General features: G+C 69.7%; 15 protein-coding genes. 9 read left to right on the top strand and 6 right to left on the bottom strand.

What is annotated here, in order from left to right:
- Nucleotides 1-35 precede the first annotated feature (35 nt).
- From AC3WOE_RS05500 to AC3WOE_RS05510, 3 genes are read left to right on the top strand one after another with little or no spacing between them, the layout of a single operon-like run.
- Entirely contained in the window at nt 36-2687 is a 2652-nt protein-coding gene (locus AC3WOE_RS05500; RefSeq protein WP_492688867.1) for a DUF3857 domain-containing protein, read from the top strand.
- Between the two features lie 10 nt (nt 2688-2697).
- A complete protein-coding gene (locus AC3WOE_RS05505; RefSeq protein ID WP_492688868.1) occupies nt 2698-3114 on the top strand; it encodes a DUF1801 domain-containing protein in 417 nt (138 codons plus the stop codon).
- The gene (locus AC3WOE_RS05510; protein ID WP_492688869.1) at nt 3111-3338 is read left to right on the top strand and encodes a cysteine-rich CWC family protein; all 228 of its coding nucleotides are present in this window, start codon (nt 3111-3113) and stop codon (nt 3336-3338) included. Before AC3WOE_RS05505 ends, AC3WOE_RS05510 begins: the two co-directional genes overlap by 4 nt.
- Here AC3WOE_RS05510 and AC3WOE_RS05515 read toward each other — a convergent pair.
- Entirely contained in the window at nt 3302-3754 is a 453-nt protein-coding gene (locus AC3WOE_RS05515) for a nuclear transport factor 2 family protein (RefSeq protein WP_492688871.1), read from the bottom strand. The two genes, AC3WOE_RS05510 and AC3WOE_RS05515, sit on opposite strands and share 37 nt — an antisense overlap.
- A 245-nt stretch (nt 3755-3999) precedes the next feature.
- Between AC3WOE_RS05515 and AC3WOE_RS05520 the strand changes: the two genes are divergently transcribed.
- Genes AC3WOE_RS05520 through AC3WOE_RS05530 form a run of 3 tightly spaced genes read left to right on the top strand, consistent with a single transcriptional unit; the run spans nt 4000 to nt 7187 of the window.
- The gene (locus tag AC3WOE_RS05520; RefSeq protein WP_492688872.1) at nt 4000-4632 is read left to right on the top strand and encodes a TetR/AcrR family transcriptional regulator; all 633 of its coding nucleotides are present in this window, start codon (nt 4000-4002) and stop codon (nt 4630-4632) included.
- Between the two features lie 13 nt (nt 4633-4645).
- Nucleotides 4646-5515, top strand: a complete 870-nt coding sequence (locus AC3WOE_RS05525) for a DMT family transporter (RefSeq protein ID WP_492688874.1) — start codon at nt 4646-4648, stop codon at nt 5513-5515.
- 1 nt (nt 5516) lies between these two features.
- On the top strand, nt 5517-7187 hold the full coding sequence (locus AC3WOE_RS05530; RefSeq protein ID WP_492688875.1) for a long-chain-fatty-acid--CoA ligase: 1671 nt from the start codon (nt 5517-5519) through the stop codon (nt 7185-7187).
- Nucleotides 7188-7358: 171 nt separating this feature from the next.
- Here AC3WOE_RS05530 and AC3WOE_RS05535 read toward each other — a convergent pair whose 3' ends face one another.
- Nucleotides 7359-8363, bottom strand: a complete 1005-nt coding sequence (locus AC3WOE_RS05535) for a YncE family protein (RefSeq protein ID WP_492688877.1) — start codon at nt 8361-8363, stop codon at nt 7359-7361.
- A 260-nt stretch (nt 8364-8623) separates the two neighbouring features.
- Entirely contained in the window at nt 8624-8926 is a 303-nt protein-coding gene (locus AC3WOE_RS05540; protein ID WP_492688878.1) for a DUF2834 domain-containing protein, read from the bottom strand.
- Between the two features lie 112 nt (nt 8927-9038).
- Between AC3WOE_RS05540 and AC3WOE_RS05545 the strand changes: the two genes are divergently transcribed.
- Nucleotides 9039-9797, top strand: a complete 759-nt coding sequence (locus AC3WOE_RS05545; protein WP_492688879.1) for a helix-turn-helix domain-containing protein — start codon at nt 9039-9041, stop codon at nt 9795-9797.
- 35 nt (nt 9798-9832) lie between these two features.
- Here AC3WOE_RS05545 and AC3WOE_RS05550 read toward each other — a convergent pair whose 3' ends face one another.
- Both AC3WOE_RS05550 and AC3WOE_RS05555 read right to left on the bottom strand, forming a co-directional pair.
- The gene (locus AC3WOE_RS05550; RefSeq protein ID WP_492688881.1) at nt 9833-12190 is read right to left on the bottom strand and encodes a hypothetical protein; all 2358 of its coding nucleotides are present in this window, start codon (nt 12188-12190) and stop codon (nt 9833-9835) included.
- Nucleotides 12191-12327: 137 nt separating this feature from the next.
- Nucleotides 12328-13254 carry a LysR family transcriptional regulator gene (locus tag AC3WOE_RS05555; RefSeq protein WP_492688882.1) on the bottom strand — a complete coding sequence of 309 codons (927 nt, stop codon included), beginning with the start codon at nt 13252-13254 and terminating at the stop codon, nt 12328-12330.
- 78 nt (nt 13255-13332) lie between these two features.
- On the opposite strand from AC3WOE_RS05555, the gene AC3WOE_RS05560 reads away from it, so the two are divergent.
- Together AC3WOE_RS05560 and AC3WOE_RS05565 are read left to right on the top strand one after the other, a co-directional pair.
- Nucleotides 13333-14466: an SRPBCC family protein gene (locus tag AC3WOE_RS05560; protein WP_492688883.1), complete on the top strand. Its 1134-nt coding sequence runs from the start codon at nt 13333-13335 to the stop codon at nt 14464-14466.
- A gap of 182 nt (nt 14467-14648) precedes the next feature.
- Entirely contained in the window at nt 14649-14867 is a 219-nt protein-coding gene (locus AC3WOE_RS05565; RefSeq protein ID WP_492688884.1) for a hypothetical protein, read from the top strand.
- Between the two features lie 14 nt (nt 14868-14881).
- Here the strand turns inward: AC3WOE_RS05565 and AC3WOE_RS05570 are convergent, their stop codons facing one another.
- Nucleotides 14882-15805 (bottom strand): LysR family transcriptional regulator, encoded by a 924-nt coding sequence (locus AC3WOE_RS05570; RefSeq protein ID WP_492688886.1) that lies wholly within the window; start codon nt 15803-15805, stop codon nt 14882-14884.
- Nucleotides 15806-15862 lie beyond the last annotated feature (57 nt).

Genomic DNA, 15862 nt, shown 5'->3' on the forward strand with positions numbered 1-15862 from the left:
CCCATAATCGCCGCGCCAGAACAAGGGGAGGCGCCATGATGCGCACGTGGAGGAAGAGGCTGGCCGGTGCCTGCCTGCTGTGGGGGCTGCTGGTCCCAGGGGCGCAAGCAGCGGACGCTCCCGCGGGGGCCAAGGGCGTGAGCTTTGCGCCGCCGCCCGCCTGGGTGGATGCCCAGGCCGTGCCGCTGGAGGCTGCCGCGCCGGCCGAGGGCGTGAGCCAGGGCCGCCACTATCTGCTGGCCGACCAGCAGGTGCGCGTCGCCGGCTCGACGCTGACCGACTACCACCACGTGGCCACCCGCGCCGTGAACGAGCGGGGCGTCGAGGACATTGCCAATGTGCAGATCCGCTTCGACCCCAGCTACCAGACCCTGACCGTGCACCGCATCGAGGTGAAGCGCGCCGGCCGCGTCGTCTTCCGCGTGGCGCCGGGCGGGCTGAAGCTGCTGCAGCGCGAAGCCAGCCTGGAGTCGCTGATCTTCGACGGCCGGCTGACGGCCCATGTGGCGCTGCAGAACGTGCGTGTCGGCGACGTCGTCGAGACGGTCTACAGCGTGCAGGGCAGCAATCCCGTCTTCGGCGGCAGCCGCTTCGGCAGCTTCGATTTCGACTGGGGCGTGCCGGTGGCCTACCGCCATGCACGCCTGCTCTGGCCCCAGGGCCGGCCGCTGCACTGGAAGCTGCACAACGACGCCAAGCCCGCCAGCGTCAGCGAAGCCAACGGCGAGCTGGACCATCGCTGGCGCCTGCGCGACGTGCCGGCGCGGATGGTCGACAACGACAGCCCCGGCTGGTACGACCCCTATTCCTGGGCCGAATGGGGCGAGTTCGAGGACTGGGCCGCCGTGGTCCGCTGGGCCCTGCCGCTGTACCGCCTGCCGGCCGGCCCGGTGCCGGCCGTCGACCGCGAGGTCGCCCGCATCGCCGCCGCGACGACCGACCCCGAGCAACGCCTGCTGGCCGCCCTGCGCTTCGTGCAGCGCGAGGTGCGCTACCTCGGCATCGAGATGGGCGCCAACTCGCATGCGCCGCATGCGCCCGAGCTGGTGCTGCAGCGCCGCTTCGGCGACTGCAAGGACAAGACCCTGCTCAGCCTCGCCCTGCTGCGCGGCCTGGGCATCCCGGCCCGGCCGGCCCTCGTGCACACCACGTTGCGCCAGGCCACCGCCGAGCGCCTGCCCACGCCCTGGGCTTTCAACCACGTGCTGGTGCAGGCCGATGTCGGTGGCCGGCGCGTCTGGCTGGACCCGACCCGCGCGCCGCAGGCGGGCAAGGGCATCGCGCAATGGGTGCAGGCCGATTTCGGCCGCGCCCTGCTCGTGGACGCCGACACGCGCGAGCTCGTGCCCATGGCCGGCGCCGAGGCCCGGACGCTCAAGCGCGAGCTGCATGCGGTGCTGGACGCCAGCGCCGGCTACGACAAGCCCGCCACGCTCACCATCACGACGCACACCCAGGGCGAAGCCGCCGAGGTGCTGCGCAATGCCCTGGCCACCACGTCCCGCCAGGACCTGCAGAAGCAATACCTCGACTTCTATGCCGCGAGCTATCCGGGCCTGGCCGTGGACCAGCCCTTCACCACCCGCGACGACCTCGACGCCAACACGCTGGAACTGGTCGAGCACTACCGCATGCCCAGCTACTGGGTGCGCAACGACAAGCTGGCCCGCTGGACCGGCGAGCTCGAGGTGCCCGACCTGCACGAATGGCTGCGTCGCCCGCAGGGCCTGAACCGGCAGGGGCCGCTGGGCCTGCGCCATCCGGTGGACTTCAAGCTCGTCAGCGAATTCCGCCTGCCCCAGGTCTGGGACATCAAGCCCGACAACCTCGTCTTCGAGGACCCCGCCTTCTTGCTGCAGCGCGAAGAGGCCTGGCACGACCGCAACGTCGTCGTGCTGACCGACCACTACCAGACCCGCGCCGACCATGTCGACGCGGCCGGCATGCAGCGCTACGTGGCCCAGCTCGACAAGGCGCGCAGCGGCATCCACTACAACCTCTACCGCCAGGACGATGCCGCCCCGGCACCCGCCGCGCCCAAGGCCCTGGGTAGCGACTCGCCGCACTGGCTGCCGCTGGTCGTCGGCCTGCTGACCCTGGGCGGCCTGGGCGTGCTGGCGCGGCGTCTCTACCGCTGGGACCCCGAGCCAGCGGCCTTGCATGGTGGGACCCAGCCGCACACGGCCCTGGGGGGCTGGCTCTGGCTGCCCCTGATCGGCCTGGCCGCGACGCCCTTCACCGTCGGCAAGGTGATCCTCGACTCGCTGCCAGCCCTGACCGTGCAGGGCTGGAGCACGCTGACCGTGGCGGCCTCGTCGAGCTACCACCCGCTGTGGGCGCCCCTGCTGCTCATCGAACTCGTCCTCAACCTCGCCCTCGTGGCCGGCGCCCTGCTGCTGCTCGTGCTGATGCTCAAACGCCGCAGCAGCATGCCGCGCATCTACATGCTCTGGCTGGTACTCGCGGCCGCAGCCACTTTGGGCGACGCGCTGGCAACGCCGCTGATCCCGGCGCTGAGCGAGCGCTGGACGGCCAAGGACGCCGGGGTGGCCGTGCGTGCCTGCGTGTTCGCGGCCATCTGGATCACCTACTTCCGGAACTCCGAACGCGTGCGGCTGACCTTTGTGCAACGCCTGAGCAAGGCACGGGCCGACGCCGCACAATCCGCTTCAGCCAGTCCTGCCTGAGCCCGAGCCCATGGCCGCCACCGCCAACAAGACCGTCCCGAGCGCCGCCGACGTCGAGGCCCATTTCGCCGCCCAGCCCGAGGCGCGTGCCGCCGACTGCCGGCAGCTCGCCGCGCTGATGCAGCGCGCCAGCGGCCACCCGCCGGTGATGTGGGGCCGCATGGTCGGCTTCGGCCATCACCACTACGTCTACGACAGCGGCCGCGAGGGCGACATCTTCGAGATCGGTTTCGCCAGCGGTGCCGGCGGCAAGGGCGACATCAGCCTCTATATCGGTGCGGGCGGCACCGGACGCGAAGCCCTGCTGTCGCGCCTGGGCAAGCACCGCCAGGGCAAGGGCTGCGTCTACATCAAGCGCCTGGCCGACGTGGACCTGGGCGCGCTCGAAGCCCTCTGCGTGGCAGCGCTGAAGGACAAGCGCGCATGAGCATCGGTCCCCTGCTTGACGCGAACTGCCCACGCTGTGGTGGCGGCTTCGAATGCGGCGTGCAGGCCGGCCACTGCGCCTGCTTCGGCATCCGGCTGACCGAGAGGCTGCGCTTGCAGCTCGCCGAGCAATACAGCGGTTGCCTGTGCCTGGTTTGCCTGCGCGAGCTGATCGATGCAGACGCGCGTCAGCCCGTGATCGGCTCCGCCAGCGCCTCGGGCTGACCGGCCGCCGCCACCTCGGCCAGATAGCCCGCCAGCCGGGCCGTGTCGCAGTGCACCGTCAGCGCACTGACGCGACCCCAGCGCAGCTCGAACTCGTGCATGCCGACATTGCTGCCCTCGCGGCCGCCGGGCAGCTGGAAGCGGTCGCGCCAGCTGATGACGGCGCGTGTGCGCCAGGGCCAGCCGCTGACCCAGACACCGTCGACCTCGAAGCGCAGCCCCGGCAGCAGGCGCTGCAGCCGACCGTACCAGCGCGTCGTCGCGGTCAGGTCGCGGCGCTCGCCGCCCAGGGCGTGGCTGCCCACCATGCGGTGGCGATGCGTGGCGGCGAACTTCGCCGGGATGCCCTCGTAGCGCCCCGCATTCAGCTCGGCAAAGGCGTTCAACAGCTTGCGCCTGACGATGGCGTGATACATGGCTGCTCTCCTTCCACTCGCTCCCCCTCGATCAACCACCCCTCGACGAGCGGATGACGGCTTGCCCGGCGAATGCATGATCTTGACGGTGTAAAGATGAAGTCAGTATCCGCCTTGATCTTGTCGATGGCAAGATGCAGCACATGAGCATCAGGAAGGCCGCTTCGATCCGACCGTCTGCTGGCAAGGCGGCTACCGCCAAGCCGGCGCGCGCGCCGCGAGCCCCGCGGGCGGCAGGCGAACCGGTGGCGAGCTCGCCCGCGGCCGAGCGCCCGCCGCGGCCGCGCGCCAAGGCTGCGGGCGCTTACCACCACGGCGATCTGCGCGAGGCCTTGCTGGATGCCGCCGAGACCCTGCTGGCCCAGCGCGGCGCGGCGGGCCTGGGGCTGCGTGACGTGGCCCGCGGTGCCGGCGTGTCGCATGCGGCGCCCTATCACCACTTCGCCGGCCTGCCCGAGCTGCTGGCGGCTCTGGCCGAGCGCAGCTTCCGACAGCTGGGTGCCGCCATGCAGGCGGGCGTCGACGCCCACCCGGGCGATGCGCGCGAGCAGTTGCTGGCCATCGCCGCGGCGTACGTCGATTTCGCCCGGCGTCGCCCGGCGCGCTTCCGGCTGATGTTCGGCCCGGTGCTGGCGTCGCGCCATCAGCATCCGGGCCTGGACCGTGCGGCCGAGGCATCCTTCCGCGTGCTGCTGGATGCGGCCACGCGTTTCGACGCCGCGTCCGGTCCGCTGGTCGCGCTGACCGGTTGGAGCCTGGCCCATGGCCTTTCGCATCTGAGCCTGGACGCGGCCTTCACCGGCCTGCCCCTGCCGGGCCCGCTGCCGGAGCCTTCGGAGTTGGTGCGTCTGATGAGTGCCAGGGTCTTGGCGGCTTAGGCATGATGGGCAGATGTCTCTGCTCGACCGCATCGCCCCGCCCCTTTTCATCTTCATCTGGGCCACCGGCTATATCGTCGCCAAGCTGGCTGCTCCCTACGCCGATCCGCTGACCTTCCTGGTCTGGCGCTATGCCGGCGTCATCGCGCTGATGCTGGGCCTGGCGCTGGCGGCGCGCGCGCCCTGGCCGTCGCGGCGCAACATGCTCCACCTGGCGGTCTCGGGCCTGGGCATCCAGGCCCTCTATCTGGCCGGCGTCTGGGTCTCCATCCGCCAGGGTCTGCCGGCCGGCACCGCGGCGCTGATCGTCAACCTGCAGCCCGTGCTGGTGGCCGCAGCGGCGCCGCTGATCGGCGAGCGCGTGGCGACACGGCAATGGGCCGGCGTGGCCCTGGGCCTGGGGGGCGTCATCCTCGTCATCTGGCACAAGCTCAACGTTGGCACCAGCTTCGGCCCGCCGCTGCTGCTGTGCCTGATGGCCCTGCTCGCCATCACGGGCGGCACGCTCTACCAGAAGCGTTTCGTGCCCCAGTTCGATCTGCGCACGGGCCAGGTCGTGCAGTTCGCGGCCGCGCTGGCCGTCACCCTGCCGGCCGCCTGGCTGTTCGAGCCCATGCGCATCGAATGGAATGCCCATGTGCTGGTGGCCATGGCCTGGAGCGTCCTGGTGCTGACGGCCGGCGGCATCAGCCTGATGTTCTACATGCTGCGCCACGGCCGCGTGACGGCCGTGTCAAGCACCATGTATCTGGTGCCCTCTGTCACCTCGGTGATGGCGTGGTTGCTGTTCGGCGAGACACTTGGCGCACAAGCCATCGCCGGCATGGGCGTGACGCTGCTCGGCGTCTATCTCGTCGTCGCGAGGAAACCGGAGACACCCTGACATGACGACCCGCGCGCATCACAAGGTCTGGCCCGTTCGCATCCCGCACGCGATCGAGCCGCCGGCCACGGCCCTGCCCGACAACCTGCTGGTCAACGCGCGCCGCTTCCCGCAGCGCCCGGCCCTGGTCTTCCTCGGCCAGAAAACGACCTATGCCGAGCTGGTTGCCCAGGTCGCGCGCCTGGCCGCCTGGCTGGCCCAGCGCGGCATTGGCAAGGGCGACCGCGTGCTCGTCGGCCTGCAGAACTGCCCCCAGCTCGTCATCGCCCACTACGCCGTGCTGAGCGCCAACGCCGTCGTCGTGCCGGTCAACCCGATGAACAAGGCGGCCGAGATCAAGCACCTCATCGAGGACAGCGGCGCCGCGCTGGCCATCACCAGCGCCGACCTCAGCGCCGAGTGGCTGTCGGCCGGCATGGCGGCCAAGGATCTGGTCATCACCCGCATGGCCGAGGTGCTGCCCGGTGGCCGCAGCAATGGTGACGGCCTGCCCCCGGGCTGGGCCGACTGGCTGAATGCCGACATCGCCCTGCCCGCCGGCGCCACGCCTTGGGGCCAGGCCCTGGCCTGCACGGCCACGCCGCCGACGATGAGCGTGGGCGCTGACGATCTGGCCCTGCTGCCTTACACCAGCGGCACCACGGGCAACCCCAAGGGCTGCATGCACAAGCACCGCAGCCTGCAGCACAACATCTTCGCCGGCGGCCTGTGGGCCAATGTCAGCCATGAGGACGTCGTGCTTGGCGTCGTGCCCATGTTCCACATCACCGGCATGGTCGTCATCATGCATGGCACGCTGGCGGCCGGGGCCTGCCTGGTGCTGATGCCGCGCTGGCAGCGCGAATACGCCGCCCACCTCATCGCCACCCATCGCGTCACGCGCTGGACCAACATCCCCACCATGGTCATCGACCTGCTGGCCAGCCCCCAGGTCGACAGCTTCGACATGAGCAGCATGGTCACCATCGGCGGCGGCGGTGCCTCCATGCCACAGGCGATTGCCGAGCGGCTCTGGCAACGCTGGGGCCTGCGCTATATGGAAGGCTATGGCCTGACCGAGACGGCCGCGCCCAGCCACAGCAACCCCTACGACTCTCCCAAGCAGCAATGCCTGGGCGTGCCCTATATGAGTTGCGACTCGCGCGTCATCGACCCCGACACGCTGAAGGAGCTGCCCCCGGGCGAGGCCGGCGAGATCATCGTGCGCGGCCCCATGGTTTTCGACGGCTACTGGCGCCGCCCGGACGCGACGGCCGCGGCCTTCATCGAGTTCGAGGGCAAGTCCTTCTTCCGCACCGGCGACATCGGCTATGCCGACAAGGACGGCTATTTCTTCATGACCGACCGCCTCAAGCGCATGATCAATGCGAGCGGCTTCAAGGTCTGGCCGAGCGAGGTCGAGAACCTGATGCACGCCCACCCGGGCATCGCCGAGGCCTGCATCATCTCGGCCCCCGACCCCTACCGCGGCGAGACCGTCAAGGCCGTCGTCGTCAAGCGTGCCGGGCATGAGTCGCTGACCGAAGAGCAGCTGCGCGACTGGTGCCGCGCCAACATGGCCGTCTACAAGGTGCCGGCCCTGATCGAGTTTGTCGACGTGCTACCCAAGAGCGGCGCGGGCAAGGTGATGTGGCGGGCGTTGCAGGAGAGGGAGAAGGCGCGCGCGGGGTGATGGCAGCGCCATCTGCTCCTGTCAGGCCTTCGCCCCGATCGACGGTCGACCTACGGGCCATGGCCGTTTAGCCGGCTCTTCAGATGTCGGAGCACGGCCTGGTGTCGCTTCAGGGTCCAGCCATGGAAAACGACGCCCGAGGGCGCCGTTCTCACGAGGCGGGATCCAGGATCAGTGACGAGCCGCGCGGCGGCGGGCGCTGACCGCCAGTCCCAGCAAAGCCACCAGGGCCAAGCTGCCCTCACTGGGCTCGGGCAGCACGTTGCAGGCGGCGCCGATGCAACCCCCTTGCGGCGCCGTGAGGCGCCAGATGTCCGAGGTCTGGGTGAACAGCAGGGTGCCGTTGGGGTCGGCCGTCACGAAGTCACCGCGGGTGCCGCCGCTGACCAGCAGCACGTTGTCCAGCGGGTTGCTGAGGTCGTACTCCCAAAGGTCGCCGGAGTTGGTGTTGACGAAGAGCTTGCCGGCCAGCGTGCCAGCGCCCAGTTCCGTGCCATCGGCGCCGCCGGGAATGAAGCCAGAGTCGTAGACCTGAACGCCATCCGACACGCGATAACCCACGATATGGCCGCCCAACTCTGCGTACAAGGTGCTGCCGTCGGCAGACAGGCTGACGCCGTCATAGCTGCCGCCGACCTTGAACAGCGTCTTGGTGTTGGTCGTCGGATCGACGATGTAGATGCCCGTGCCACTGCAGCAGTCCGACACGAAGAGCTTGCCGGTGTGCGTATCGGCCACGATGCCGGTCGCCGTCGGCAGGCCGGTCACGACGGTCGAATTGAAGGTTCCGTCCTGGTTCAGTCGAACCACGGTGCCGGCACTCTGCTCGGCCAGGTAGACGAAGTTGCCCAGGCGGGCAAGCCCCACGCCATTGCCGACGCCGTAATTCTGGGCCACCGGCGCGCTGGTGGCGTGCTGGCCATCGGCGTCGGTGGCAAAGACGCGCACATTGCCGGGGTAATCGCTCACCATCACACCGCCGCCGTCCACGAAGGCGATGCCCAAGGGGCCGCAACAGAAGCCGGTGGTCGGGAAGTTGTCGGCGAACTGGCTCAGGCCGAAGCCGGCAGTGGTGGCCGCGGCCGTCAGCGTGGGGGCCGCTTGGGCGCCGGAGGCCAGCAGTGCCAGCAGCATGCCCAGCATGAGGCCCAGTTTCGAAAGCGTGCTTTTCAGCATGAAGAGACTCCGATCGAGGGGGATGTGTAGAAAGGAGAAATGACTTCCTGCAAAGCAAGCATTAACCGGGCCCGATCAGAATTCCTTGCGGAAACAAGCACTTGCCGACCAGGCCCGCGGCAAGTGGAGATTTTTGTAAGCGCGATCGACAACCTAGAACTAGGGGCGGGTTTGCCCTGGGTGTGCGTGCGAGGCGGATCTGTGCCCCTTGCTCGCCGGGCCGGCGCTCTACGGCACGCCGGCCCGGCGCGCGCCAATCTTCAGGCGGCTCTCAGTACGCTGTCACGGTTCGAAGGCTTGAGCAGCAGATAGAGCAGCGGCCCGAAGGAACCGGCGGCCAGCGTGATCAGCGCGAAAGGCCAGACCGTGCGGCCGCTCTGCCGCGCGTCGCGCCAGATGAAGACGAGCGCGATCCAGGACATGATGACCAGGTCCAGCAGCAGCTGCCAGGCGCCCGGGCTGCTCATGCCGGCCTGCCAGATGCCGAGGTAGCCGACCTGCCACATCACATAGGTCGAGAACAGGCCGAAGGCGGCGAGGACGAGGATGAGGACGGTTCGCATGACGATCTCCTTTGCGGTTGGTGGACGCCTTCATGCTCGGCAGCCGCGCGCATCGCCGCAATGACCTCGGAGGTCATCGCCGCGCCGATAGCCCACGCCGCAGAATGGCCGCATGACCGCTACCCTCGCCGCCCTGCGCAAGTCGCGCCGCGTCAGCCAGCTGGAACTGTCTCTGCGCACCGGTGTGTCGCAACGCCATCTCAGCTGCATCGAGACCGGCCGCTCGCGCGCCGGTCGCGAGACCCTGATTGCCCTGCTCGACGCCCTCGGCGCCACGCTGGAGGAGCGCAACCAGGCGCTGCTCGCCGCCGGTTACGCGCCCGCCCATGCCGAGCGTGCACTGGATGCCCCCGAAATGGCGCCGGTGCGGGCCGCGCTGGAGCAGCTGCTGCATGCCCACGACCCGACGCCGGCCCTGGTGCTGGATGGCGAATACAACCTCGTCATGGCCAATGCCGGCCTGTTGCGGTTGATGGGGCTGCTGGGCCTGCCCGCCGACCACCTGCTGGCGGGGTCTTTCAACCTGCTGCGCGCCGTATTCCGCCCCGATGGCTTGCGGGCCCTGTGCGTCAACGAGGCCGAGCTGTGCGGCGAGATGTGGGCCCGTGCCAGCCGCGAGGCCGAGCATCTGCCCAAGCTGCGCGCCCTGCTCGACGAATTGCGGCCGTCCCTGCGTCCTTGGGGTGCCATCGAGCCCAGCGGCTTGCCCGTGCTGGCCCTGCGCCTGCGCGCGGCCACCGGGCAGACGCTGAGCTTCTTCTCGGCTTTCACCAGCTTCGGCACGCCGCTGGACATCACGCTGGCGTCGTTGAAGGTCGAGCATCTCTTCCCGGCCGACGAGGCGACGCGGTTCGCGCTGGAAGGCGGCTAGGTGAGGCAGGCCGACGCGAGCGCCGGCCTGCGGTCTCACCTTCTCGGGGCCACGCTGCGCTCCAGCACCGTCTTCAAGCGCTTGTCCTGCAGGGCTTCCTTGCTGCCCGGCTGGTAGTCCTGCCGCTTGATCGGCGGCAGCCCCTGGCCACGGTCGACCAAGGCCGCCTTCTCCTTCGCCGCGCGGTCCTGCGCGTCGGACAGGCGCGTCTTCAGCAGTCCTTCGAACTCGGCCTTCAGGCGTTGCGCGTCACGCCGCAGGCCTTCGCTGCCGTCTTCGGCGAGGGCGGCCACGATGCGCTGGGCCGCGGCATGCACCTCGGGCGTGATGAGTGGGCCGTTGGCCTTCTCGAACTCGACGAAGCGGCGGTTCGTCGTCAGTGTGTCGCCGAGCTGCGAGAAGTGGCGCATCACGGCGAGGGCGTCGGGCAGCAGCGCCGGGCGGCGCAGCAGCACGAGGGCGATCTCGGGGCTGTTGCGGTAGTAGAGATTGGCCAGCTCGCGGCCACCCGGCCAGGGCAGCAGCGCGTGGTCGCGGAACCGGCGCAGGCCGGCGAGCACGCCGTCGCCTTCCTTGTCGGGCAGGCTGGCCGCCGCCACCTTGGTTGCGACGCAGGACGAGGGCAGCAGCACCGGCATCCAGTTGTAGTTCATGATGGTCTGGGCGGCCGGGCGCTGCGTGCTGTTCAGCTCGCCCGCGAGGTCGTTCCAGAACTCGATCACCGTCGAGTGCTGCGTGCCCACCATGGTGTCGCGCAGCATGGTGGCCAGCGCCACCGTGCTGCCGGCGTTGTTGTCGGAGGCGCCGTTGCGGCCCAGGTTGAGGTCGCCGCCGTTGCCGTCGTTGTGGGTGTCGAACATGTCCAGCAGCGCCGCGGCCACGCGGCCTTCGCTGCTCTCGCCGGTCTGGCAGGACGACGAGAAGGCCTCGATCTCCTGGCCACCATCGCCCTCGTGCCAGTTGTAGCGCCCGTCCTGGCGCAGCGTCAGCATGAAGGCCGTGGCCCAGCCTTCCGACCAGGACAGCGCCTGGTTCTGCCCGCAGTCGCCGAAGCCGTGGTCGCCGCCCGGCGAGGGGTCGCCGCCGGAGTAGGCGTGGGCCATCACGCCATGGCCATACTCGTGGGTGATGGAGTCGGGGCCGTCGAAGTCGCCGCCCTCGATGTTGATCTTGCCGTTGTAGAAGGTGCCGCTGCCCGGGAAGCAGCCGTCGATCTTGCCGGGGTCGAAGCCGCCGGCCGTCGCGGCATGGTTCCAGGCCAGGTTCAGCGTCGACCACACGCGGGCCGCATCCATGTCGGAGCCCACCGTCTCGGTGCCGAAGTCGAGCACCGTGCCATCGGACATGTCGTCGTGCACGGCCGACTTCCATTCGTAGGCGCCGGCCAGGAAGTTGCACGTGCCCAGCGACAGGCGGCTCGTGTCCAGCTTGATCGTGTAGTAGAGGTCGCGGCCGTCCTGGAACAAGCCGTCGTCGTTGTTGACGGTGAATGCCCAGCGCCCGTCCCAGTCGGAGGCCACGCTGCCCAGGTGCTCGTCGACGAAGGTGTCCGAATCCCACAGGTGGATGGCCACGTTGACCAGGGGCACGAAGTTGCCGCTCAGGTCGCGGAACACCACGCGGCCGCGCACGGTGATGGGATCGCGCGAGGTGTAGCTGGTGGCGGTGCTGTCGGCGCTGTGCTCGCGCAGGAAGGGGGTGAGCTCGGCCGGCCGCACCTCGATGCGGCGGTCGCGCGGCACGAAGGTGGCGACATCGGCCACCTTCGCATCCGCCGGCAGCGTGACCGTGTCACCGAACAGCAGGCGGATGGGGTGCTGGCGGTCGTCGCCGCGGCGCGCGACGTCGAACTGCCGCTGCCGCTCGGCCGCACCGCGCAGGCTGCGCTGCTGCGGCGAGAGCACGCGGATGCGCCCGTCGGCGTCTACGACCAGGTAGCGCACCAGCAAATGCGAGAAGCCTTCCGTCCCACCCTTCTTGCCGGTGAGCCGCACCTCCAGCCGCCATTCACCGGGCTTGAGCCCCTTGAGCGGCACCTCCACCGCCGCGAACGCGCCGCGCGCCGCGGGCTTGACCTCCGTGCGCCACAGCACTTGCGGCGCCGTGAATTCGGGCTTGCCGGGCTCCATGGCCACCACCGCGGCACTCAGCGCCAGTGCCGAGATGCCGGGTTCGCGCATGACCACCTGCAGCGGCAGCGCCGCACGCTCCAGCACCCATTCGCGATCGGCCGTCAGCTTGTCGCCATCCGTCAGGAAGGCGGGCGGCCGTGGCGGCGTGGCGAACACCGGGGCCGTGAGGGCCAGGGCAGCGGCCAGGGCGAGGGTCCGGCCGAAACCGGCCAGCAGCGCCTGCGTGCGGAACCGGGGCGTGCTTTGCTGGAAGAGCATCATGGTTCACCCCCGAGGTTGCGATGAAGGCAATCTACGCTCGGGGGCGTTAGGCACGAATCCACAAGGGGACGGATGGGATGGCACGCACCCCTAGGTTCACTTCAATTCGATTCCCAGCTTGCGCAGAGCTCCCTCGCCTAGCGCGTCAGGCCGGTCACCGCCTCCACGACCTGCTGGCGCAGCCACTGCAGGCCCCGGTTGCCGTCTTGCTGGCGATGCCAGATCAGGCTGACCTGCACCGGGGGCATCGCGAAGGGCAGCGGCAGCACGGCCAGCGGCAGACTCGTGGCGCAGGCATCGGCCAGGCGGCGGGGGATGGTGCCCAGCAGGTCGGACTGGGCGACGACGCCGGGGATGGCCATATAGCCGGGCACGAACAGGCCGACGCGGCGGCGGACCTTGGCGGAGCCGAGCACGATCTCCAGTGGCGAACCGCGACCCGCACGGGGCGGGATGGTGACGTGCCGGGCCGCCTCGTAGCGGGCCAAGCTGATGCTGCGCCCGCCGCGCGACAGCGCCGGGTGACCCTGGCGGGCGATGACGACGAGCTCCTCCTGGTGCAGAGCCTGGTAGCAGAGCTCGGAGGCCTCGAAGTGAAGGTAGTCCAGCGCCAGGTCCAGGGTGCCGGCGGCCAGGCGCGTAGGCAGGGTGTCGGCGGCGTCGGGCTCGACCTGCAGCAGCAGAAGCGGCGCCTGCTCGCGCACGCGTGCCAGCAGCGCGGGCAGCAGCGCGAACTGCGCGTAGTCGTTCATGGACAGGTGAAAGCGCTGCTCGGCCTGCTGGGGCTCGAAGGCGGCTTCGGGGGCCAGGCCGTCCTGCAGCAGGCGCAGCGCGGCGCGCACCGGGCCGTACAGGGCCAGGGCCTGGGCCGTCGGCGTCATGCCGCGGGCGTTGCGCACGAACAGCGGCGCGCCGAGCTGCTCACGCAGCCGGGCCAGCGCGTTGCTGACCGCCGGCTGGCTCAGGTGCAGGCGCTCGGCGGCGCGGGTGAGGTGGCCTTCCTGCATCAGCGCGTCGAAGACGCGCAGCAGATTCAGGTCCAGCCGATGCCATATCGGGTTCATGAATAACGCTGCCCCGCAATATCCATTGGAAAGATGATTGTGCGCTGCGTAGGCTGGAGGCCAGACAGGAGACATCCCATGAGCCAGCCCGCGGCCCCCGTCCACGACGTCGCCCCTTTTCGCGCCCGCTACCGTGCCGCCATCTCGCCGCGCTACAACGCCTGGCTGCACGGCGGCTTCGTGCTGGCCTGGGGCGCGGCCACGCTGTGGTTCTTCTGGCACCGGGTGGGGGGTCCCAGCGCGCTGGAGTGGTTGGCCGTGCCGGCGGCCCTGCTGTTCTGCAACTGGGGCGAGTACCGCATCCACCAGCGCCTGGGCCACACCAAGACGCGGCTGGGCAAGCTCTTCTACCAGCGCCACACGGGCGACCACCACAGCTTCTTCGCCGAAGGGAATATGCATTGGGAGGGCGCGCGGGACTGGCGCGTCATCCTGTTTCCGCCCTGGCTGATCGTCGTGTTCACGCTGACGCTGGCCCTGCCGGCCTGGTGGCTGCTGCAGCACTGGAGCCCCAACGCCGCCGCGCTGTTCGGCGGCACGGTCATCGCCGGCTATCTGCTCTACGAGGTCATGCATGCCTGCGAGCACCTGCCCGACGGCCACCCGCTCGCAGCCTGGCCCTGGATCCGCCAGATGCGCCGCCTGCACCAGCTGCACCACCGCCGCAGCCTGATGGCCGAGCGCAATCTCAACATCGTCATGCCGCTGATGGACTGGCTGTGCGGCACCCTGCATTGGGAGCCCGATGTGAATGAAGCTGAGCAGACCGCGATGACCCACAGCGTCGAGATCCGCGGCACGCCCGACGCGGTGCTGGCCTATGCCGGCACACCCGGCCACTGGCCCGAATGGCACCCTTCCTCGCGCGGTGTGCAGGTCGGGCCCGGCGTGCAGGGCCCCGCGGCCTGCTTCGAGGAAGACATCCATGCTGGCGGCCGCCCGGGGCATCTGCGCTGGCAGGTCACCGGCTATCGGCCGGGGCAGCACTGGCAGGCCGAGGCCCGAGGTCCACATCGTCTGTGGCTGCGCGTGGACTACCGGGTAGAGGCCTGCGAGGCCGGTACGCGCTTCGAGCGCCGGCTGGTCTACACCCTGCCGGGCTTCATCTGGGGGCTCTACAACCGGCTGATCGGGAGGCGGCGGGTGGAGCAGGAATCGGTGGAGTCGATGCGGCGGTTGAAGCAGGCGTTCGAGGCGCGAAGAGGCAGCTGACGACGCGCGCTCCGACACGATTTGCGCGCCAAGCGGCAATTCGCCACGGGCGACGCGGGATCGCGAACGGTCCGGGCATCTCCCTTGCCTAGGATGTGCGGTTGGGTCGCGAGGGCTCAGCCACGCCAGCCTCGCCGACCTGCAGCGGCAACGATGCCGCACGATGCAGCCGCCTTTGTCTGATGAAACTCCCTTCCATCGTGGCGACGGACGCTGTCGTCCGGTCGATTGAACTTGCCGAGGTCCAGGCATCACGCCGGGCCGCCATGGGCTCCAAGCCTGTGATCAGCCAGATGTCCTTGCAGCAGGCCATCACCGTGACCAGCCTCGGTGGCCAATCCACGCGCGCCGTCTTCGGCGTCGTCGGCGCGGCCCGCTACGAGGCCGTCAGCAGGCTCTAGCCAGGCGCGCCTCCCTACCAGTTGGCGCCCCCTGCCTCCGGCCCATCGGCGTGCTCGCCGAGAAACTCGCGCAGATGGTCCAGGAAGCGGGTCACCTTGGCGGAGAGGTTGAGCCGCTCCGGAAACACCGCGTAGACGTCGGCCGGAGGCGTCTCGAAGTCGGCCAGCACGCGCACCAGCCGGCCGCTGCGCAAATACTTGGCCACGTCCCACTCGGCACGCATCAGCACGCCGTGGCCTTCCAGCGCCCAGTTCAAGGCGACCTCGCCGTCGTTGGTGCTGAGCCGGCCGTGCACCTTGACGGTCTCGGTGCGCTCGCCCTTGCTGAGGCGCCAGTTGCCATAGGCCGAGGTGTTCTGCCTCAGCACGATGCACTGGTGCTGCGTCAGATCGTGCGGCGCCGCAGGCACGCCGGCCGTCTTGAGGTAGGCCGGTGACGCCACCAGCAGGCGGCGGTTGGCGGCGATGCGCCGGGCCACCAGCCGCGAGTCGGGCATCTCGCCGAAATGGATGACCAGGTCGATGGCGTCATCCGGCAGGCTGACGGGCCGGTCGCTGAGATGCAGCTGCACTTCCACCTCGGGGCAGATGCGGGTGAAGCTCGAGATCGCCGGGCCGATGTAGGAGCGGCCGAAGCCCAGCGGCGCGTTGACGCGCAGCAGCCCGCGCGGTGCGCCGCGGCTGCTGCCGATGAGGCGCTCCACGTCCTCGATGTCGCTGTTGATGCGCTGGGCGTGGGCGAAGTAGACCTCGCCCTCGCTCGTCAGGCTGATGCGCCGCGTAGTGCGGTTGAGCAGGCGCACGCCCAGCCGCGCCTCCAGCAGAGCGAGCCGCCGCGACACCGCGGGCGGCGTGAGGTTGAGCTCACGCGCCGTGGCCGCCAGGCTGCCCTGCTTCACCAGCAGGCAGAAGAAGCCCAGGTCCGTGTCGGCGTTCATTCATCAGTTTTTTGCAACTATGAATGAAGTTTAGTTCGATTCATCACTTCAAACGGC

This window comes from Roseateles sp. FW305-36 (genome assembly GCF_058787015.1).